The sequence below is a fragment of the Streptomyces radiopugnans genome, assembly GCF_900110735.1.
Taxonomy (GTDB): Bacteria; Actinomycetota; Actinomycetes; order Streptomycetales; family Streptomycetaceae; genus Streptomyces; species Streptomyces radiopugnans.
In genome coordinates this window covers 60643-79303 of record NZ_FOET01000008.1, presented here as the reverse complement: position 1 = coordinate 79303, position 18661 = coordinate 60643, and the positions used below count along the sequence as shown (strand labels likewise).

Sequence of the window (18661 nt, the reverse complement as noted above, 5' to 3'; positions counted from 1 at the left end):
CTCCACGGAGGCGGCATGAGCGAGATCCAGCACGGCCGGTTACCGCAGCGCCCGCACGAGCCGGCCCGGAAGGACGGCGTCCCCAGGGCTCTGTCCGGCGTCGTCCTGGACGCGCCCGACCCCCGCGCCCTCGCCGCCTTCTACCGGCGGCTCCTGGGCTGGGAGACCGTCGAGGACGAATCCGACTGGGTGAGCCTGAAGGGCCCGGGCAGCACCAAGCTCTCCTTCCAGACCGAGCCGGAGTACCGGCCGCCCACCTGGCCGGGCAGGAACGACCGCCAGCAGATGATGCTCCACCTGGACTTCGAGGTCGACGACCTGGAAGCCGCCCACGAGCACGCCGTCGCGGCCGGTGCCACCCTCGCCGGCTTCCAGCCCCAGGACGACGTACGGGTCTACACCGACCCGGTCGGGCACGTGTTCTGCCTCTTCACCGGCGACTGACCCCGCGCCCCCCGGCGGGCGGCCCCGTCGGGGAACGCGGGGTCAGCGCGGGCCGCCGGCGCCGAGCAGCGCGTGCGCCGCCTCGTTGACCGGCTGCGGGGTGCCCGCCAGATCCAGCGTGAAGAGCGGGAGGCCCAGGCTTTCCGCGCGGCCGAGCGCCTCGCGGGTGTAACCCGCCAGGGAGAAGCAGACGGCCACCGCCGACTCGTTGAGACCGTGCAGCCACAGCGTCTCGACGGCCTCCGGCCCGGTCGGCGAGGTGGTGGGATCGACCCCGGCCAGGACGTCGGGCCCGCGCAGATCGACGCCCGAGGCCGGATGGGCCCCGATCACGGGACGCACCCGCTCGAAGCCCAGCCAGTCCAGATAGAGCGCGGCGGCCGTCACCGCGTCCCGGGCGGTGCGGATGGCGACCGGCTGGAAGTCGGGCCGCTCGCGGACCGCGGCCGGCCGGGGCGCGTCCGCCGCCTGCCCGCCCGCCGGCACGGAGGACGGGCAGGCGGCCCCGGAGGACTGGTCGGAGGGCTGGGCGAGGGGAGGCCGCAGCAGCGCGCCGCACGGGCAGCCCAGCTCCGGCCGCGGCCACTCGTCGTGCCGTCCGCAGGCCGCGCAGCGCAGCGTCAGCCAGGAGTCGGCCCACACGCGGTGCCGCACCCGTACGGGAATCCCGCCGCGCAGCAGCTCGGGTGCCACCGGGGCGCCGCAGCGGCACGGGTAGGAAGGCACGGTGTAGAGGTGCTCACGGCGGCACTGGGGGCACCGCACAGGCACGGTCTCTGCCATCTCGGCTCCAGGCGGAGGATCGGGCCGAAGGCCACGGGAACGGGGGCTTCGCGCGCTCATCGTCCCCGATGCGCCGGCCGCCGGGAACGGGTTTCGCGCGGCCGTGTCACCCGGCGGCGGAGCGGAGGGGTGACTTCCGGTCATATTCCCCCGGCAGCCCGCAGCCCGCAGCCCGCAGCCCGCAGCCCGCAGCCCGCGGCCCGCGGCCCGTCGCCCGGCACCGCTCAGTCCAGCAGCTCGTACGCCGGCAGGGTCAGGAACTCCACGTAGTCCTCGTCCAGCGCCACCCGCAGCAGCAGGTCGTGCGCCTGCCGCCACCTGCCCGCCGCGTACGCCTCCTCGCCCAGTTCGGCGCGGATGTCCGCCAGGTCGTCGGCGGCCAGCGAGCGCACCAGTTCGGGGGTGACCTTCTCCCCGGTGTCCAGCACCACGCCGGCGTCGACCCACTGCCAGATCTGCGACCGCGAGATCTCGGCGGTCGCGGCGTCCTCCATCAGTCCGAAGATCGCCACGGCGCCCTGGCCCCGCAGCCACGCCTCGATGTAGCGGATGCCGACCCGGACGGCGCCCACCAGCCCCTCGCGGGTGGGCCTGGCCTCCAGGGAGTCGACGGCGAGCAGGTCGGCCGCGGTGACGCGCACGTCCTCGCGCAGCCGCTCCTTCTGGTGCGGCCGGGTGCCGAGCACCGCGTCGAAGGACGCCTGCGCGACGGGCACCAGGTCGGGATGGGCCACCCAGGAGCCGTCGAAACCGTCCCCTGCCTCGCGGTCCTTGTCGGCCCTGACCCTGGCGAAGGCCCGCTCGTTGGCCCGCGGGTCGCGCCGGTCGGGGATGAAGGCGGACATGCCGCCGATGGCGTGTGCCCCGCGCTTGTGGCAGGTGCGCACCAGCAGCTCGGTGTAGGCGCGCATGAAGGGCGCGGTCATGGTCACCGCGTTGCGGTCGGGCAGCACGAACCGCTCACCGGCGTCCCGGAAGTTCTTCACGATGGAGAACAGGTAGTCCCAGCGGCCCGCGTTGAGGCCGGAGGCGTGGTCGCGCAGCTCGTAGAGGATCTCCTCCATCTCGAACGCGGCGGTGATCGTCTCGATCAGCACGGTGGCGCGGACGGAGCCCCGCGGGATGCCGCAGTGGTCCTGGGCGAAGACGAAGACGTCGTTCCACAGCCGCGCCTCCAGGTGCGACTCCAGCTTGGGCAGGTAGAAGTACGGGCCCCGGCCCGTCTCCAGCAGCAGACGGGCGTTGTGGAAGAAGTACAGGCCGAAGTCGACCAGCGCGCCGGGCACGGCGCGGTCGCCGACCCGCAGGTGGCGCTCGTCCAGGTGCCAGCCGCGCGGCCGTACCACGACGGTGGCCGTCTCCCCGTCGGGCCGCAGCTCGTAGCGCCTGCCCCCGGGCGCGGTGAAGTCGATGCGGCGGCGGTGGGCGTCCATCAGGTTGATCTGGCCGCCGACCACGTTCCCCCAGGTGGGGGCGGAGGCGTCCTCGAAGTCGGCGAGCCAGACGCGGGCGCCGGAGTTGAGGGCGTTGACCGTCATCCTGCGGTCGACCGGGCCGGTGATCTCCACCCGGCGGTCCCGGAGCGCCTCGGGGGCCGGCGCCACCCGCCAGTCGCCCTCGCGGACGTGGGCGGTGGAGGGCGGGAAGTCCAGGGTGCCGTTGCGGGCGATCTCGGCGCGGCGCTCGGCCCGGCGGGCCAGCAGTTCGTCGCGGCGCGGGGTGAACCGATGGTGCAGCTCGCCGAGGAAGGCGAGGGCGGCATCGGTGAGGACCTCTCCGTGACGCCCCCGGTGCTCGTCGGGCGTCCGGGCGGGGTCGGCGCCGGTGACGACGGCGGGCGGGGGCGGCGCTGCTGCGGACATGGGCGTGTCACTCCTTCGTCGGGGCGGCGGGCAGGGGCCGCTGCCACCGGCACGTTCCGCCGCCGCGGACCAGTCTGCCCATCGTCGGGGCCTGCGGTCCGCCGGGCCCCGGGACCGTCCGCCGCCCGCCGTCCGTCCGCCGGGCCGACCGGTCCCGGTGGCCTGAACCATGCCCCGGGTCTCGCCCTCCGTGTAGCGCGATGTGCGGAGAGTGGCGTTTACTGTGCGCACCCCTCCCCGGCCGCACGGCCCCGGGAGGGGCCGGGCCGGGAGCCCGTACGGCTGGGGAGCGGCGGCCGAACGGAACGACAGCGCCGCGGAGAACCGGGAACGGGAAGACGGAGCACGACGGAGCACGACGACAGACGACGAGGAACACAGCATCCGTGTGGGGGGAGCTGCGTTGCGGAAGGAAGCGGTAGGGCGCCGGGCGGTCGTCCACGGACAGGACGACCCGCGGGTCATCGCACTGCACCGGGCCGTGGCCCGGCTGCACCGTGAACTCGCCGGTTACCGCGCACAGTTGGCGGACCGGCAGATAGCCGAGGACGAACTGGCCGCCGTGGAGGCCGCGCTCCGCGCGGGCGCTCCCGAGGTCGTCCGGCTGCGCCACTCGCTGCTGCTGATCGCGGGGGCGATCGGCTCGGTGAGCGCGCTGGCCGAGGCGCTGGCGGAGGTGCGCAAGGCCGTCGAGCTGTTCGGCGGGCCGACGTCCTGAAGGGCGGCCCGTTTCGGCCCACCTGCGGTTGCCGGTACGCCTGGCCGGATAACGATGCCGCCGCGGGACCTCCCGCTGGCATCATCGGCGGCGGAGGGCCACACAGGGGGAGGCGCGGATGAGCACGGACGAGCGGGCGCCGGTCGACCTGGTGGCCCTGGGCGAGGACTTCGTCCGCGACCCCTACCCCGTCTACGCCGGGCTGCGGGCCCGCGGCCCGGTGCACCGGGTGCGGATGCCCGAGGGTGCCGAGGCGTGGCTGGTCGTCGGATACGAGGAGGCGCGGGCCGTCCTCGCCGACCCGCGCCTGTCCAAGCACTGGAGCAACGCCTCGCCCGCCCTGCCGGTGGGCCCTCCGGCGGCCGGGGTCAGCATGCTCAGCACCGACCCGCCGGACCACACCAGGCTGCGCAGGCTCGTCGCCCGCGAGTTCACCGCGCGGCGCGTGGCGTCCCTGGAGCCGAGGGTGCGGGAGATTGCCGACGGGCTGCTGGAGGCGATGCTGAAGGAGCCCGACCGGCGGGCCGACCTGGTGGACGCCTACGCCTTCCCACTGCCCATCACGGTCATCTGCGAGCTGCTGGGCGTGCCGTTCCTGGACCGGGAGGCGTTCCGCGCCTGGTCGGCCACCGTCGTCGGGGACGCGGGCTTCGAGGAGAAGCGGGCCGCGAACGAGGCCGTCACCGCCTACCTCACCGGGCTGTTGGAGGAGAAGCGGCGGCAGCCGGGCGAGGACCTGCTGAGCGCCCTGCTGCACACCGCCGACGAGGACGGCGACCGGCTGTCCGCCGAGGAGCTGCTCGGCATGGCCTGGCTGCTGCTCATCGCGGGCCACGAGACCACCGTCAACCTGATCGCGAACGGCACCTTCGCCCTGCTCACCCACCCCGACCAGCTCGCGCTGCTGCGCTCGGACCCCTCCCTGACCGAGGGCGCGGTCGAGGAGATGCTGCGCTACGACGGCCCGGTCGAGACGCCCACCTACCGCTTCACCACCGAGCCCGTCGAGATCGGCGGGACGGTGATCCCCGGCGGCGGGGAGCTGGTGCTGGCGGCCCTCGCCGACGCCAACCGCGACCCGGGGCGCTTCGAGGAGCCCGGCCGCTTCGACATCCGCCGCGGGTCCCGGGGCCACCTCGCCTTCGGGCACGGCATCCACCACTGCCTGGGCGCCCCGCTGGCCCGGCTGGAGGGCCGCGTCGCCGTCCGCGCGCTGCTGGAGCACTGCCCGGACCTGGCCCTCGACATCCACCCCGCGGCCGTCTCCTGGCGGCAGGGCATGCTCATCCGCGGCCCGCACCGCCTGCCGGTGCGCTTCTGAGGCACCGTTCCGGGACACCGCCCGACGCTCCCGCCGGTCCGCCCCTCCCTTGCCCCCTCCCGCCCCCCGCCGGCCTCCGTCCCGCCCTCCGCGGACACCTCCACGGGTCCTCCCCGGCACCCCCGCTCCCCCCGCGAGCTGCGGTGACGGATACTTGTGCGGCCGGGGCCGGGCACCGCCCGCGCCCCGCACGGCACGGAACCGGCCGCCAGGCCGGCACCCACGCAGCGAGAGGGCGGAAACCGCGTGACCACGGCAGGAGGGGTACGCAGGGGCGTACGGACCGGCATACGGGCCGGCATACGGACGAAGGGCGCGGTGCTGGCGGCGGTCCTCGCGCTCGCCCTGGCCGGATGCAGCAGCACCGGCGGGAAGCGGGCCGAGGAGGAGCGCGAGCGCGCCGGGGGCCGCGCGGCGGTGGACACCCCGCGCTGGACGTTCGCGATGGTCACCCACTCGGGAGACGGCGACACCTACTGGGACATCGTCCGCAGCGGCGCCGAGCAGGCGGCCGTCAAGGACAACGTGGAGTTCCTCTACTCCCACGACAAGGAGGCCGGCCGCCAGGCCCAGCTCGTCCAGACCGCCATCGACCAGAAGGTGGACGGGCTGATCGTCACCCTCGCCAAGCCCGAGGCGATGGAGGCGGTGGTGCGCAAGGCGGTGAAGGCCGGGATACCGGTGGTCACGATCAACTCCGGCCAGGACGAGTCCGCCGGCCTCGGCGCCCTCGCCCACATCGGCCAGGACGAGTCCGTCGCCGGGGAGGCGGTCGGCCGTGAGCTGAACGAGCGCGGCCACGCCAAGGCCCTGTGCGTCGTCCACGAGCAGGGCAACGTCGGCCACGAGGAGCGCTGCGCCGGAGTGCGCAAGGCCTTCGACGGCAAGGTGGAGAACCTCTACGTGGACGGCACCAACATGCCCTCCGTGGAGTCCTCCGTCGAGGCCGAGCTCCAGTCCGACCGGGACGTGGACACCGTCGTCACCCTCGGCGCCCCCTTCGCCGCCACCGCCGCCAAGGCCGTGAAGCAGGCGGGCAGCGACGCGGAGGTCAACACCTTCGACCTCAACGCCCGGGTCGCGGAAGGCCTGTGGGACGGCACGATCGGCTTCGCCGTCGACCAGCAGCCCTACCTCCAGGGCTACGAGGCCGTCGACCTGCTGTGGCTGCACCGCTACAACGGCAACATGCTCGGCGGCGGACGGCCGGTCCTCACCGGCCCGCAGCTGGTGACCCGGGACGACGCCGCCGACCTGGAGAAGTACACCGAGCGGGGCACCCGGTGACCGCCACCCCCGCGGCCCTGGCGGAGGACGCCGCCGCACGCGGACCGGTGGTACGGCGCCTGCTGGCCCGCCCCGAGCTGGGCGCGGTGGTCGGGGCCGTGGCCGTCCTGGTCTTCTTCGCCGTCGCCGCCGACGACTTCCTGCGCCCCGCCGGCCTGGGCACCGTCCTGTACGCCTCCTCCACCATCGGCATCATGGCGGTGCCGGTGGCCCTGCTGATGATCGGCGGGGAGTTCGACCTGTCGGCGGGCGTGATGGTCACCAGCTCGGCGCTGGTGTCGTCGATGTTCAGCTACCAGATGACGGCGAACGTGTGGGTCGGCGTCGCGGTGTCCCTGCTGGTCACCCTCGCGATCGGCTTCTTCAACGGCTGGACGCTCACCCGCACCCGCCTGCCGAGCTTCATCATCACCCTGGGCACCTTCCTGATGCTCACCGGCCTCAACCTCGGCCTCACCAAGCTGATCGGCGGCACGGTCTCCACCAAGGCGATCGGCGACATGGAGGGCTTCGCCTCCGCCCGCGCGGTCTTCGCCTCCGAACTGACCGTCGGCGGCTTCCAACTGAGGATCACCATCGTCTGGTGGCTCGCGCTGGTCGCCGCGGCCACCTGGATCCTGCTGCGGACCAGGGCGGGCAACTGGGTCTTCGCCGTCGGCGGCAACGCGGAGGCCGCCCGCGCGGTCGGTGTCCCCGTCGACCGCACCAGGATCGGCCTGTACGCGGGCGTGGCCCTGGCCGCCTGGATCTCCGGCCAGCACCTGCTGTTCAGCTACGACGTGGTGCAGTCCAGCGAGGGTGTGGGCAACGAGCTGATCTACATCGCCGCGGCCGTCATCGGCGGCTGCCTGCTCACCGGCGGCTACGGCTCGGCGGCCGGCGCCGCCGTCGGCGCCCTGATCTTCGGCATGACCAGCAAGGGCATCGTCTACGCGCAGTGGGACCCCAACTGGTTCAAGTTCTTCCTCGGGGCGATGCTGCTGCTCGCCACACTGCTCAACGCATGGATCCGAAGGCGGGCGGAGGCATCCTCGTGAACGAGTCACCCACGGCGCCGGCCGGCTCCCCCGCGGCACTGGTGGAGCTGGAGGGCGTCGGCAAGCGCTACGGCAACGTGACCGCGCTGGAGGGCGTGTCGCTGGCGGTCCGCCCCGGTGAGATCACCTGCGTGCTCGGCGACAACGGGGCCGGCAAGTCTACCCTCATCAAGATCATCTCCGGGCTGCACCGGCACGACGCCGGCGCCTTCCGCATCGACGGCGAGGAGGTCCGCCTCACCTCGCCCCGCGAAGCCCTCGACCGCGGCATCGCCACCGTCTACCAGGACCTGGCGGTCGTCCCGCTGATGCCGGTGTGGCGCAACTTCTTCCTCGGCTCCGAGCCCGTCACCGGACGCGGCCCCCTGCGCCGCCTGGACGCCGCCGCCATGCGCCGCACCACCCGTGAGGCCCTGCTGCGCATGGGCATCGACCTGCGCGACGTGGACCAGCCCATCGGCACCCTCTCCGGCGGCGAGCGGCAGTCGGTCGCCATCGCCCGCGCCGTCCACTTCGGCGCCCGGGTGGTCGTCCTGGACGAGCCGACCGCGGCCCTGGGCGTCAAACAGGCCGGGGTGGTCCTGCGCTACGTCGCCGCCGCCCGCGACGAGGGGCTGGGCGTCGTGCTGGTCACCCACAACCCCCACCACGCCCATCTGGTCGGCGACCGGTTCGTACTGCTCAAGCGCGGCTCCATGGCAGGCAGCCACGCCCGCGAGGAGATCGGCCTGGACGAGCTGACCCGCCAGATGGCGGGCGGCAGCGAGCTGGACGAGCTCGGCCACGAACTGGCGCGCACCCGTCCCTCGGAGCCGGGCCGCCGGGCTTCGTAGGGCACAATCGACGGTGATGAGTACGTACCGTGACCGGGTGCACCGCGGCTCTGCCGGAACGACCGCCGGAACGACCGCCAGGGCGACCGCCAGAGCGACGGTGTTCAGGACCGTGGCCATGCGCGAACGGCGTTCGTACGTCTCCGCGCCGCGCGTGCCCACGGTGGGCATCGACATCGGCGGCACCAAGGTGATGGCGGGCGTCGTCGACGCCGACGGCCGCATCCTGGAGAAGGTCCGGGCGGAGACCCCCGACAAGTCCAAGAGCCCGAAGGTGGTCGAGGACACCATCGCCGAGCTGGTCCTGGACCTCTCCGACCGCCACGACGTGCACGCCGTCGGCATCGGGGCGGCCGGCTGGGTGGACGCCGACCGCTCCCGGGTGCTGTTCGCCCCCCACCTGGCCTGGCGCGACGAGCCGCTGCGCGACGCGCTGACCGCCCGCCTGGCCGTGCCCGTCATGGTCGACAACGACGCCAACACCGCCGCCTGGGGCGAGTGGCGCTTCGGCGCCGGCCGCGGCGAGGACCACCTCGTCATGATCACCCTCGGCACCGGCATCGGCGGCGCCATACTCGAGGACGGCCAGGTCAAGCGGGGCAGGTACGGCGTGGCCGGGGAGTTCGGCCACATGCAGGTCGTGCCCGGCGGCCACCGCTGCCCCTGCGGCAACCGCGGCTGCTGGGAGCAGTACAGCTCCGGCAACGCCCTGGTCCGCGAGGCCCGCGAGCTGGCGGCGGCCGAGTCGCCGGTCGCGTACGGGATCATCGACCGCGTCGGCGGCAACGTCCGCGACATCACCGGGCCGCTGATCACCGAACTGGCCCGCGAGGGCGACGCGATGTGCACCGAGCTCCTCCAGGAGATCGGCGAGTGGCTCGGCGTCGGCATCGCCAACCTGGCCGCCGCGCTGGACCCCTCCTGCTTCGTCGTCGGCGGCGGGGTCAGCGCCGCCGACGAACTGCTGATCGGCCCCGCCCGGGACGCCTTCCGCCGCCACCTCACCGGCCGCGGCTACCGTCCCGAGGCCCGTGTCGTGCGCGCCGAGCTCGGCCCGGAGGCCGGCATGGTCGGCGCCGCCGACCTCGCCCGGCTGGTCGCCCGCCGCTTCCGCCGCGCCAACCGCCGCCGGGTGGAGCGGTACGAGCGCGCCGGGGTCGGTTTGTTGCCGTCGCGTGGTTGGGGGGCGGGCCGTTGACCACTCTGGTGTCTCTGCCGCAGCCCGGCACTCCGCCGCACCGGCCCAGGCATCGCTGGCTGGCCGCGGTCGTGGTGGTGCTGCTGATCGCCGTGCCCGCCGGCTATCTGGTGCTCTCCGCCTATCAGAGCCGTGACAGCGGTAAGGACAAGCAGCGCGCCGCCGCCGCCACCGGCCTGGTGTGGCAGTGGCCCAGCAAGCTGGAGAGCCGCATCTACGAGGTACCCGTGCCCGGCGGGTCCACCTATGTGGCGCACTACGAGGCCAACAGCTGGCAGCGCAGCACCTTCTACGTGCAGTTCCGCACCTCCCGGCGGGGTCTGGAGAGGTTCGTGGAGGAGGCCGGTGGGGATCCGGGTGCCCTGCGGGAGGGCGCCCCGGGGGTCACCGGGCGGCAGGCGCAGACGGTGGGCTGGGATCTGGACGCCCCGGGCCGCCGCTACGCGGGCATCAGGGTCGAGCGGCCCGGCGAGCGGCCCGACCTGGCGGTCACCGTGGATGTCACCAGTGAGGACCGGCTGCGGGTCTACGCGGTCTCCACGGTCGAGTTCTGACGGAACCGGCCGCCGACCGGTCCGGGGGGACCGTGCGGGAGCGGGCGGAGCGGTGAGGCCCCGCCGGAGCGCTCCGGCGGGGCCTCACCGCGGGGCCGGACCGTCCGGTCAGTTCCGCGGACCGCCCGCGACGGCGCAGGCGGTGCCGTTGAGGGCGTAGGAGGCCGGCGGGGCGGTGTCGCCGGTGTGTGTGGCCTGGAAGCCGATGCCGACCGACGCGCCCGGGGCGATGGTGGCGTTGTGGGAGACGTTCCTGGCCGTCACCCGGCCGGAGGCGGGGGAGTAGTCCGCGTTCCAGCCGGAGGTGATGGTCTGGCCGCCGGGCAGGGTGAACGCGAGGGACCAGCCCCCGATCGCGGCGGTGCCGGTGTTGGTGATGGTGATGTTCGAGGTCAGGCCGGTGTTCCAGGCGTTGACGGTGGCGGTGACCCGGCAGGTCGCCGGCTCCGGCTCGGGGTCCGGGCCCGGGTCGGAGCTCTGGAACTGGGTGAAGAACTTCCATATCTCCGCCGGCAGCCAGGTCCTGGAGCCGCTGTCACCCGGGGCCCCGTCCTGCGGGGCGGCGATGTGCCCTTCGTCGAACGCGGCCCAGACGACCGGGTGCCCGGCCGAGCAGCCCGAGTAGGCGGTGATCCGGTGCGTCAGGCTGCCCCGGGCCGGCTCCGGCGGGTTCTGGGGGGTGCAGCCGTTGTTCCCGACGAACCTGTCCCGCATCGCCCGGCCGCCGGAGATGCCGAGGACGCTGTCCCTGAGGCCGTGCACTCCGAAGTAGGCGATGGGCCTGGTGCCGTCGTCGCACCCGCTGAGCACCCCGGCGCTCTGGACCGCGACCGCCCGGAAGACCGTCGCGCGGGAACACGCGAGCGAGTACGACATGGCGCCCCCGTAGCTGAATCCCAGGGCGAAGCGCTGCTCCTGGTCGACGCACAGGTCCGCCTCGATCAGCCGGATCATGTCGTCGACGAAGGCGGTGTCCCTCCCGCCGGTGTTGGCCCAGCCGTTGTCGAGGCCCTGGGGCGCGACGAAGACGGCGCTCTCGTTCGCCAGCCGCTGGAGCCCGTAGTAGGCCCAGGTGCCCGTGTCCACGGTGCGGCCGGTGGCCACGTCGGTGGAGGTGCCGCCCAGCCAGTGGAACCCGAAGACCAGCCGGTAGGGGCGGTCGCGGTCGTAGCCGCCGGGGACCCGCAGGATGAAGCTCCGGTTCCTGCCGCCGCTCTGGATCGTGTGGGTACCGCTCGTCAGGGTGGGGGCCTTGCCGCATCCGGGGCTCGCGGCGGCATCGGCGCCGGCGGCGGGGGCGGCACCGGTGCGGGGGGCCGTGAGCAGGGTACTCGCGTCACCGTGGCCCAGCGCGGTGCCGCCCGTGCCCAGGACCAGCAGCACCGCGGCGAGGGCCGGCCATAAGAGGGATCTCGCCCTTGCCGTCCTTGTCATCGTGGGACTCCTCTCCACATGTGGGTCCACCCCGGTGATCGTCCGGACACCTGGGGCTCCTCGTTCCGCTTCCGAGGGATCACCTTCAATGTTCGGAATATCGAATGCAGTTCGGGATGCTGGAATGCCACGGATACCAGAGAGGCGGCCGGTCGTGTCAACACCGCCCGCGGAACCGGCTCCCCTCCGGGGGGCGAAGGTGCGCGCATCCGGGGAGCCCGGCCATCCGGCCGCCTCGCCCGCGGCGCCGGCCGACGGGTCCGGGCGTCAGGCGCTGGCGCGGACGACCAGCCGGGTCGGCAGGAGCAGCGGGGTGGGGTCCTGCCCGTTGACGAGGGCGATGAGCATGCGAGCCATCTCCCGCCCGAGGGCCTGTATGGGCTGCCGGACGGTGGTGAGCGGCGGGTCGGCGATCCGGGCGACGGTCAGGTCGTCGAAACCGACCACGGCGACGTCGCCGGGGACCGCCCGCCCGGCCTCGCGCAGTGTGCGCAGTGCCCCCGCCCCCATGTTGTCGTTGGCGGCGAACACCCCGTCCACCTCGGGGCGGTCCGCCAGCAGCGAGGCCATGGCGGCGGCCCCGCTGGGCTCGGTGAAGTCCCCCTCGTACGGCGGGAACGGATCGAGGCCGGCCGCCAGCACGGCGTCCCGGTAGCCGCGGTACCGGGCACGCCCGGCCTCGGTGTCCAGCCGCCCGCAGATCGCGGCCACCCGGGTCCGGCCGCGCGAGACCAGGTACTCGGTCGCCTCGCGGGCCCCGCCGACGTTGTCGACGTCCACGTACCACCGGGGAGCCGGACCGATCGGGCGCCCCCCGAACACGACGGGCATCGCCGCCTCCTCGGCCGTACGGATCAGCGGATCGTCCTCGCGCAGCGCCATCAGCATCACGCCGTCGGCGCCCTTGGACCGAAGGAGTTCCTCCACCCGCTTGCGGCCCCGGTCGGAGGCGGCCAGGCACAGCATCAGGTGCAGGTCGGCCTCCTCCAGGGCGCCCGACGCCCCCACGATCACCTGGGCGAAGAACGGATCCGCGAAGATCGACGGGTCCTCTCCCGAGACGACCAGGGCGGCCACCCCCGTCTGGCGGGTGGCCAGCGCCCGGGCGGTCGTGTCGGGCACGTAACCGAGTCGCCGGACGGCCCGCTCGACCGCCTCGCGTTTGGCGCGGCTGACGTGCGGCGCGTTGTTGAGGGCGCGGGAGGCCACGGAACGGGACACGCCCGCGAGTTCGGCCACCTCGTCGAGTGTCGACCGCCGACGCGGCGCATCCTCTGCCATGGACCTCGGGCCTCCCCCTGCCGACCGGACGGGAAGCGTCTCATCCCCGCCCGCGCGGCTGCCACCCGCCCGGCGGGCAGGGCGGACAGGAGGCGAAGGCCCCGGCCGTAGGTACTGGAAGCGCTTCCAGCCTCGGGGCACGTTACTCCGCCGCGTGAACGGCGGTGCTTGCCCGCACACTTGACAGCCCGGCGAGCACGAACACACGATACCTGTCACACCCCAGGGATCTCGGCGGCTGGGACCGCTTCCAGTGGGAGCGGTCCCAGCGACCCCCGCCGGTCCCTTGCGCGTGTTCTCCCCGCCGGAGAGTCCGTCTCCGGCGGGGGAGGCGTACCACCGCACCTCCTTCAGCGCGTCGCACGCCCGGAACGAGGGCGCACGACGCACCCCCCACCAGGAAACCGAGGTACCGTCATGCGCCGCAGCATCCGTGCCCTCACAGCAGCGCTCCTCGCCCTGCCGCTGGCGCTCGCCGTCGCACCGTCCGCCCACGCCGCCGACCCCACCACCATGACCAACGGGTTCTACGTGGACCCCGACTCCAGCGCGAAGCGGTGGGTCGCCGCCAACCCCGGCGACGGCCGGGCGTCCGCGATCAACGCCTCCATCGCCAACACCCCGACGGCCCGCTGGTTCGGCTCGTGGAGCGGTGACGTCAACGCCGCCACGGGCGCATACGCGGGGGCGGCGGACCGCGCGGACAAACTGCCCCTGCTCGTCGCCTACAACATCTACAACCGCGACTACTGCGGCGGGCACTCCGCGGGCGGAGCCTCCTCGCCGTCCGCCTACGCGAACTGGATCGCGCAGTTCGCCGGCGGAATCGGCAACCGCCCGGCTGTCGTGATCCTCGAACCCGACTCGCTCGGGGACTACGGCTGCATGACGCAGGCCCAGATCGACGAGCGCGAGCGCATGCTCACCGGGGCCCTCAACGAGTTCAACCGCCAGGCCCCCAATACCTGGGTCTACCTCGACGCCGGCAACCCGGGCTGGACCGCCCCGGCCACCATGGCCCAGCGCCTGCACGAAGCCGGCCTCCGGCAGGCCCACGGCTTCTCGCTCAACGTCTCCAACTACTTCACCACGGCCGAGAACACCGCCTACGGCAACGCCGTCAACAACGAACTGAGGGCCCGCTACGGCTACACCAAGCCGTTCGCCGTGGACACCAGCCGCAACGGCAACGGCTCCAACGGCCAGTGGTGCAACCCCGCAGGCCGCCGCATCGGCACCCCCACCCAGCTGGGCGGCGGCGCCGAGATGCTGCTGTGGATCAAGGTCCCGGGCGAGTCCGACGGCAACTGCGGCGTCGGAGCCGGCTCCTCGGCCGGCCAGTTCCTCCCCGAGGTCGCCTACAAGATGATCTACGGCTACTGACCCCTGACCCCGTGGCCCGGCCCGTCCCCGCTCCCGGGCCACGGGCACCGACCGCCTCCCGCGCCCGCCGCCGGCTCGTCCCACCGGCCGGAAACCCTTCCGCCCCGCCCACCCCCCGCCTGTGAAGATTGTGAGATGTGGGAATGTGAACGGGTGAGCGAGACGGAAGTCAAGACCCTGCAGTACCGCGTCGACGGGCCGGAACACGCCCCGGTCCTGATCCTGGGACCCGCGCTCGGCACCACATGGCACATGTGGGACCGCCAGGTCCCCGAACTCAGCCGCCACTGGCGGGTGCTCCGCTACGACCTGCCCGGCCACGGCGGCGCCCCCGCCCACCCCGCCACCTCCGTCGGCGACCTCGCCGCCCGGCTGCTGGCCACCGCCGACGCCGCCGGCGCCGACCGCTTCGCCTACGCGGGCTGCTCCCTGGGCGGCGCCGTGGGCGCCCGGATCGCGCTGGACGCGCCCGGCCGGCTCACCTCCCTGGCGCTGATCTCCTCCGCCCCGCGCTACGCCACCCCCGACACCTGGCGGCAGCGCGGTGTGGTGGTGCGCACCAACGGGCTGGACCCCATAGCCCGCTCCACCCCCGAGCGCTGGTTCACGCCCGCCTTCGCCGCCGCGCAGCCCGCCATCGTCGAGTGGGCCGTCCAGATGGTCCGCACCACCGACCCCGGCTGCTACATAGCCGCCTGCGAGGCGCTGGTCTCCTTCGACATACGCCAGGAACTGGCCCGCATCGGCGTGCCCACCCTGGTCGTCGCCGGGGCCGAGGACCGGGTCACCCCGCCCGCGGACGCCCGCGCCCTGGTCGCGGGCATCCCCGACGCCCGGCTCGCCCTCGTCCCCGACGCCTGCCACATGGCCCCCGTGGAACGGCCGGGCGAGGTCACCGAGCTGCTGGCCGGGCACTTCTCGGCCGCCCTCCCCGCCGGCCGGCGGGACGCCCCGGTGGCCGTCCCGGTCCCCGCCCAGGCGCCCGCCGCCGGCACGGGCCGCGCGCCGGACGCCCTGCCCGCCGGCGCCGCGGTCGCCGCCCTGACCGCCGGCGAGCAGCACCGGCACCACCCCGGCGCCGCGTACGACACCGGCCTGAGGCTCCGCCGCGACGTGCTCGGCGACGCCCACGTCGACCGCGTGGCCGAGGAGACCGACGACTTCACCGGCGACTTCCAGGACCTCCTGACCCGCTACGCCTGGGGCGAGGTGTGGGCCCGCACCGGCATCGACCGCCGCACCCGCTCGGTGGTCACCCTCACCGCGCTCACCGCCGGCGGGCACCTGGAGGAGCTGGCCTCCCACACCCGCGCCGCGCTGCGCAACGGGCTCACCCCGCAGGAGATCAAGGAGGTCCTGCTGCACACGGCCGTCTACTGCGGGATGCCCGCAGCCGGCGCCGCGTTCGCCGTCGCCCGGCGCGTCATAGCGGAGGAGACCGCCCCCCGCGACTGACGCGGTCGGCACCGGCGGGCGCGGCGCGGCCCGCACGGCGGGACGGCACCGGCGCACCGGCGGCACAGGCGCCGCGGAGAGCACAATGGCCCCATGGAGCTCACCAAGAAGGGCCACGCCTGCGTCGCCCTGCACCGCGAAGGACGCACGCTCGTCATCGACCCCGGCGGCTTCAGCGAGGCGGACGCCGCCGTCGGCGCGGACGCGATCCTGGTCACCCACGAGCACCCCGACCACTTCGACGAGAGCCGGCTGCGCGCCGCGCTGGAGGCGAACCCGGCCGCGGAGATCTGGACGCTGCGCAGCGTCGCCGAGCGGATCTCGGCCGCCTTCCCCGGGCGGGTCCACACCGTCGGCGACGGGGACGCCTTCACCGCCGCCGGCTTCGAGGTGGAGGCGCACGGCGAGCTGCACGCCGTCATCCACCCCGACATCCCGCGCGTCACCAACGTCGGCTACGCCGTCACCGCGGCCGGGGCCGGCACCGTCTTCCACCCCGGCGACGCCCTGACCGTCCCCGGCCGCCCGGTGGACACCCTGCTGCTGCCGGTGCACGCGCCCTGGAGCAAGGTCGCCGAGGTCGTCGACTACGTGCGCGAGGTACGGCCGCGCGTGGCCTACGACGTCCACGACGGGCTGCTGTCGGACTTCGGGCACCTGGTCTACGGCCGGCTCCTCGGGCCGAACGGCCCCGGCACCGCCGGCGCGGAGCACACCCGGCTGGAGCCCGGGCAGAGCGTCGCGCTGCGGGAGGGCTGAGCCCCACCGGAAGGAGCGCCCCGCCGGCAGCCGGCTGCCGCCCGCCGCCCGCCGGCTGTCGGCGCCGGGCGGTAGATTCGCTGCCATGCGTATCGCCACCTGGAACGTCAACTCGATCACCTCGCGGCTCGAGCGGCTGCTGGCCTGGCTGGAGAGCAGCGGCACGGACGTGCTGTGCCTGCAGGAGCTGAAGTGCACGGCGGAGGCGTTCCCGGCCGGGCCGCTGCGCGAGCTGGGCTACGAGGCCGCGGTCAACGCCTCGGGCCGGTGGAACGGGGTGGCGGTGCTGTCCCGGGTGGGCCTGGAGGACCCGGTGATCGGCCTGCCCGCGGGGCCCGACTACGAGGGCGCCACCGAGCCCCGCGCGGCGGGCGCCACCTGCGGCGGAGTGCGGGTGTGGTCGGTGTACGTGCCCAACGGCCGCGAGGTGGGCCATCCGCACTTCGAGTACAAGCTCCGCTGGTTCGCCGCGCTGCGGGAGCTGGCGGTACGGGAGACGGAGGGGGAGGCGGGAGGACGGCCCTTCGCCATCCTCGGCGACTACAACGTCGCGCCGACCGACGAGGACGTCTACGACCCCGCCGTCTTCGAGGGAGCCACGCACGTCACCCCGGCCGAGCGCGAGGCGCTGGCCGGACTGCGCGCGGCGGGCCTGGCCGACGTCGTGCCGCGCCCGCTGAAGTACGACCGCCCCTACACCTACTGGGACTACCGCCAGCTGGGCTTCCCCAAGAACAAGGGCATGCGCATCGACCTGGTCTACGGCAACCCGGCCTTCGAGGCGGCGGTGAAGGACGCCTACGTCGACCGCGAGGAGCGCAAGGGCAAGGGCGCGTCCGACCACGCACCGGTCGTCGTCGACCTGGAGGTGTGAGCTCCGCCCGCGTGCCTTGTGCCGTTCGCCGCGCCGGTGATGTCACGCTGAGGCGTATGAACATCCCCTTCCTGGACAACTGGCGCAAGAGGCACGGCGGGTCCCGGGGGACGGCGGTGATGGAAGCCGCCCCCCACGACGCCGAGGGAGTGGCGCAGCTGCTGTCCGAGTGCGAACTGCTGCGCAGGCAAGCCGAGTCGGCGGGGATCGATCTGGCGGACACCCCCGAGTCCCTGGCGGCCCTCGACCAGCTCCTGCCGCGCTGGCGCGACGACGGCCCCGAGGCGCTCGCCCGGCTGGGCAACGACGCGGGCCTGTACCTGGGCACCGTCGTCGTCCGCACGGTGCCGGGCGCGGTGTGGCAGGTGTGGCCGAGCGGACGGCCGGTGGTGCGCCTGGCCTCCGGCCGGGAGATCGACGTGGTCGGGGCGGGCCTGGACTGGGCCCTCGACGGCGCACCGGAGCTGTCGCAGGTGTACGCGGAGGTCTCCGAGGCGTGAGCGGGCGGCGGGCGGATCGGCGGCGGTGGGGGGCGGAGGCCGGGCGAGGCGCGGCCGGTCCGGGGCCCCGGTCGCGGCCGGTCCGTCAGCCGGGGAAGGCGATGTGGTACTCCAGCCGCCACCGGTCCGCGCGCAACACGATGTCGGAGGTCTCCACGACTTGGCCGTCCGCCGTGTGGTGGGTGCGCTCGATGACCGTCACGCACTGCCCGGGCGAGCAGCCCAGGGCCTGCGACTCCGTGCTGGTGGCCGACCGCGAGCCGACCAGCTCGGTGGCCTTCACCACGGGGAGGCCGATGGCCGCGAACCGCTCGCGTACTCCGCGCCGGGCGTACGGGCCGCGCTCGGGGAAGACCACCTCGGTGCCCTCGGTGAGCGCCAGCGGCTCCCAGCTGGTGGCGAGCTGGAGCGGGCGCCGGTCGGCGAGGTACTCGTACCGCGTGCACATCACCCGGTCGCCCGCGCCGATCCCCAGCCGCTCGGCTATCCGCGGCGGGGCCCCGGTGGCGGTGGAGGTGGCCTCCCACAGCAGCGGGGGAGCGGCCGAGGAACCGGCCAGCAGCCGGGCCGCGAACGGGGAATCCACCGCCTCGCCGGTGCGCAGCAGGCTGCCGACGGGGCTGCGGTCGGTGACGAACACTCCCCGCCCGAACTGCCCCTCCGCGTAGCCGGCGGCCTTCAGCACGCGCACCGCCCGGTCCACGGTCTGGTCGCTGGCGGCGTAGGTGCGCTTCAGCTCCGAACGCGAGGGGATGCGGGAGCCCACGGCCAGGACCCCCTCGTCGATCTGCTGCCGCAGATCGTCGGCGATCCGCTGGTAGACCGGTCTGCTGTCGCCCATCCGGGACTCCTCTCCGTGCTGCCGCCTGCGGGGGGTGGGAACGTCTCCGTACCTGGGTCAACAGGGTAGGAGGAGGGCCTCCGCCGCATGAGGCGTC

General features: G+C 74.2%; 18 protein-coding genes. 13 read left to right on the top strand and 5 right to left on the bottom strand.

Annotated features, from left to right (window positions below):
* Positions 1-15: 15 nt before the first annotated feature.
* Positions 16-444: a VOC family protein gene (locus BMY40_RS16120; RefSeq protein WP_093660101.1), complete on the top strand. Its 429-nt coding sequence runs from the start codon at positions 16-18 to the stop codon at positions 442-444.
* 42 nt (positions 445-486) lie between these two features.
* Here the strand turns inward: BMY40_RS16120 and BMY40_RS16115 are convergent, their stop codons facing one another.
* Positions 487-1227 carry a hypothetical protein gene (locus tag BMY40_RS16115; RefSeq protein ID WP_093660099.1) on the bottom strand — a complete coding sequence of 247 codons (741 nt, stop codon included), beginning with the start codon at positions 1225-1227 and terminating at the stop codon, positions 487-489.
* 224 nt (positions 1228-1451) lie between these two features.
* Positions 1452-3089, bottom strand: coding sequence for a malate synthase A (aceB, locus tag BMY40_RS16110; RefSeq protein ID WP_093660097.1), 1638 nt, complete (start codon positions 3087-3089; stop codon positions 1452-1454).
* Positions 3090-3492: 403 nt separating this feature from the next.
* Here aceB and BMY40_RS16105 point away from each other — a divergent pair, with 403 nt between their 5' ends.
* From BMY40_RS16105 to BMY40_RS16075, 7 genes are all read left to right on the top strand, one after another.
* Positions 3493-3807, top strand: a complete 315-nt coding sequence (locus tag BMY40_RS16105; protein ID WP_093660095.1) for a DUF5955 family protein — start codon at positions 3493-3495, stop codon at positions 3805-3807.
* Between the two features lie 118 nt (positions 3808-3925).
* Positions 3926-5128, top strand: coding sequence for a cytochrome P450 family protein (locus BMY40_RS16100; protein ID WP_093660093.1), 1203 nt, complete (start codon positions 3926-3928; stop codon positions 5126-5128).
* A gap of 246 nt (positions 5129-5374) precedes the next feature.
* Positions 5375-6415 (top strand): sugar ABC transporter substrate-binding protein, encoded by a 1041-nt coding sequence (locus BMY40_RS16095; protein ID WP_483883292.1) that lies wholly within the window; start codon positions 5375-5377, stop codon positions 6413-6415.
* On the top strand, positions 6412-7452 hold the full coding sequence (locus tag BMY40_RS16090; protein ID WP_093660091.1) for an ABC transporter permease: 1041 nt from the start codon (positions 6412-6414) through the stop codon (positions 7450-7452). Before BMY40_RS16095 ends, BMY40_RS16090 begins: the two co-directional genes overlap by 4 nt.
* Positions 7419-8285: an ATP-binding cassette domain-containing protein gene (locus BMY40_RS16085; protein WP_093660089.1), complete on the top strand. Its 867-nt coding sequence runs from the start codon at positions 7419-7421 to the stop codon at positions 8283-8285. Before BMY40_RS16090 ends, BMY40_RS16085 begins: the two co-directional genes overlap by 34 nt.
* A gap of 16 nt (positions 8286-8301) precedes the next feature.
* Positions 8302-9483: an ROK family glucokinase gene (locus BMY40_RS16080; RefSeq protein WP_093660087.1), complete on the top strand. Its 1182-nt coding sequence runs from the start codon at positions 8302-8304 to the stop codon at positions 9481-9483.
* An 8-nt stretch (positions 9484-9491) separates the two neighbouring features.
* Complete coding sequence (locus BMY40_RS16075) at positions 9492-10037, top strand: hypothetical protein (protein WP_245770132.1); 546 nt, start codon at positions 9492-9494, stop codon at positions 10035-10037.
* A gap of 108 nt (positions 10038-10145) precedes the next feature.
* Here BMY40_RS16075 and BMY40_RS16070 read toward each other — a convergent pair whose 3' ends face one another.
* Together BMY40_RS16070 and BMY40_RS16065 are read right to left on the bottom strand one after the other, a co-directional pair.
* Complete coding sequence (locus BMY40_RS16070) at positions 10146-11471, bottom strand: CE1 family esterase (protein ID WP_093660083.1); 1326 nt, start codon at positions 11469-11471, stop codon at positions 10146-10148.
* 267 nt (positions 11472-11738) lie between these two features.
* Complete coding sequence (locus BMY40_RS16065) at positions 11739-12752, bottom strand: LacI family DNA-binding transcriptional regulator (protein ID WP_093660081.1); 1014 nt, start codon at positions 12750-12752, stop codon at positions 11739-11741.
* A gap of 417 nt (positions 12753-13169) precedes the next feature.
* Here BMY40_RS16065 and BMY40_RS16060 point away from each other — a divergent pair, with 417 nt between their 5' ends.
* From BMY40_RS16060 to BMY40_RS16040, 5 genes are all read left to right on the top strand, one after another.
* Entirely contained in the window at positions 13170-14135 is a 966-nt protein-coding gene (locus BMY40_RS16060; RefSeq protein ID WP_093660079.1) for a glycoside hydrolase family 6 protein, read from the top strand.
* Between the two features lie 135 nt (positions 14136-14270).
* On the top strand, positions 14271-15590 hold the full coding sequence (gene pcaDC / locus BMY40_RS16055; RefSeq protein ID WP_093660077.1) for a bifunctional 3-oxoadipate enol-lactonase/4-carboxymuconolactone decarboxylase PcaDC: 1320 nt from the start codon (positions 14271-14273) through the stop codon (positions 15588-15590).
* A 93-nt stretch (positions 15591-15683) separates the two neighbouring features.
* On the top strand, positions 15684-16349 hold the full coding sequence (locus BMY40_RS16050; RefSeq protein ID WP_093660075.1) for an MBL fold metallo-hydrolase: 666 nt from the start codon (positions 15684-15686) through the stop codon (positions 16347-16349).
* 85 nt (positions 16350-16434) lie between these two features.
* Positions 16435-17223, top strand: a complete 789-nt coding sequence (locus BMY40_RS16045) for an exodeoxyribonuclease III (protein WP_093660073.1) — start codon at positions 16435-16437, stop codon at positions 17221-17223.
* A 56-nt stretch (positions 17224-17279) separates the two neighbouring features.
* Positions 17280-17723, top strand: a complete 444-nt coding sequence (locus BMY40_RS16040; RefSeq protein ID WP_093660071.1) for a DUF6278 family protein — start codon at positions 17280-17282, stop codon at positions 17721-17723.
* 85 nt (positions 17724-17808) lie between these two features.
* On the opposite strand, the gene BMY40_RS16035 is transcribed toward BMY40_RS16040, so the two are convergent.
* Complete coding sequence (locus tag BMY40_RS16035; RefSeq protein ID WP_093660069.1) at positions 17809-18564, bottom strand: GntR family transcriptional regulator; 756 nt, start codon at positions 18562-18564, stop codon at positions 17809-17811.
* Positions 18565-18661: the final 97 nt, after the last annotated feature.

What these genes read in the sequence shown, in the direction of transcription:
- BMY40_RS16120 (WP_093660101.1), top strand. Translation starts at nt 16, where the DNA reads ATGAGCGAGATCCAGCACGGCCGGTTACCGCAGCGCCCGCACGAGCCG.
- BMY40_RS16115 (WP_093660099.1), bottom strand. Translation starts at nt 1,227, where the DNA reads ATGGCAGAGACCGTGCCTGTGCGGTGCCCCCAGTGCCGCCGTGAGCAC.
- aceB (WP_093660097.1), bottom strand. Translation starts at nt 3,089, where the DNA reads ATGTCCGCAGCAGCGCCGCCCCCGCCCGCCGTCGTCACCGGCGCCGAC.
- BMY40_RS16100 (WP_093660093.1), top strand. Translation starts at nt 3,926, where the DNA reads ATGAGCACGGACGAGCGGGCGCCGGTCGACCTGGTGGCCCTGGGCGAG.
- BMY40_RS16085 (WP_093660089.1), top strand. Translation starts at nt 7,419, where the DNA reads ATGGATCCGAAGGCGGGCGGAGGCATCCTCGTGAACGAGTCACCCACG.
- BMY40_RS16080 (WP_093660087.1), top strand. Translation starts at nt 8,302, where the DNA reads ATGAGTACGTACCGTGACCGGGTGCACCGCGGCTCTGCCGGAACGACC.
- BMY40_RS16070 (WP_093660083.1), bottom strand. Translation starts at nt 11,471, where the DNA reads ATGACAAGGACGGCAAGGGCGAGATCCCTCTTATGGCCGGCCCTCGCC.
- BMY40_RS16065 (WP_093660081.1), bottom strand. Translation starts at nt 12,752, where the DNA reads ATGGCAGAGGATGCGCCGCGTCGGCGGTCGACACTCGACGAGGTGGCC.
- BMY40_RS16060 (WP_093660079.1), top strand. Translation starts at nt 13,170, where the DNA reads ATGCGCCGCAGCATCCGTGCCCTCACAGCAGCGCTCCTCGCCCTGCCG.
- pcaDC (WP_093660077.1), top strand. Translation starts at nt 14,271, where the DNA reads ATGTGGGAATGTGAACGGGTGAGCGAGACGGAAGTCAAGACCCTGCAG.
- BMY40_RS16050 (WP_093660075.1), top strand. Translation starts at nt 15,684, where the DNA reads ATGGAGCTCACCAAGAAGGGCCACGCCTGCGTCGCCCTGCACCGCGAA.
- BMY40_RS16045 (WP_093660073.1), top strand. Translation starts at nt 16,435, where the DNA reads ATGCGTATCGCCACCTGGAACGTCAACTCGATCACCTCGCGGCTCGAG.
- BMY40_RS16040 (WP_093660071.1), top strand. Translation starts at nt 17,280, where the DNA reads ATGAACATCCCCTTCCTGGACAACTGGCGCAAGAGGCACGGCGGGTCC.
- BMY40_RS16035 (WP_093660069.1), bottom strand. Translation starts at nt 18,564, where the DNA reads ATGGGCGACAGCAGACCGGTCTACCAGCGGATCGCCGACGATCTGCGG.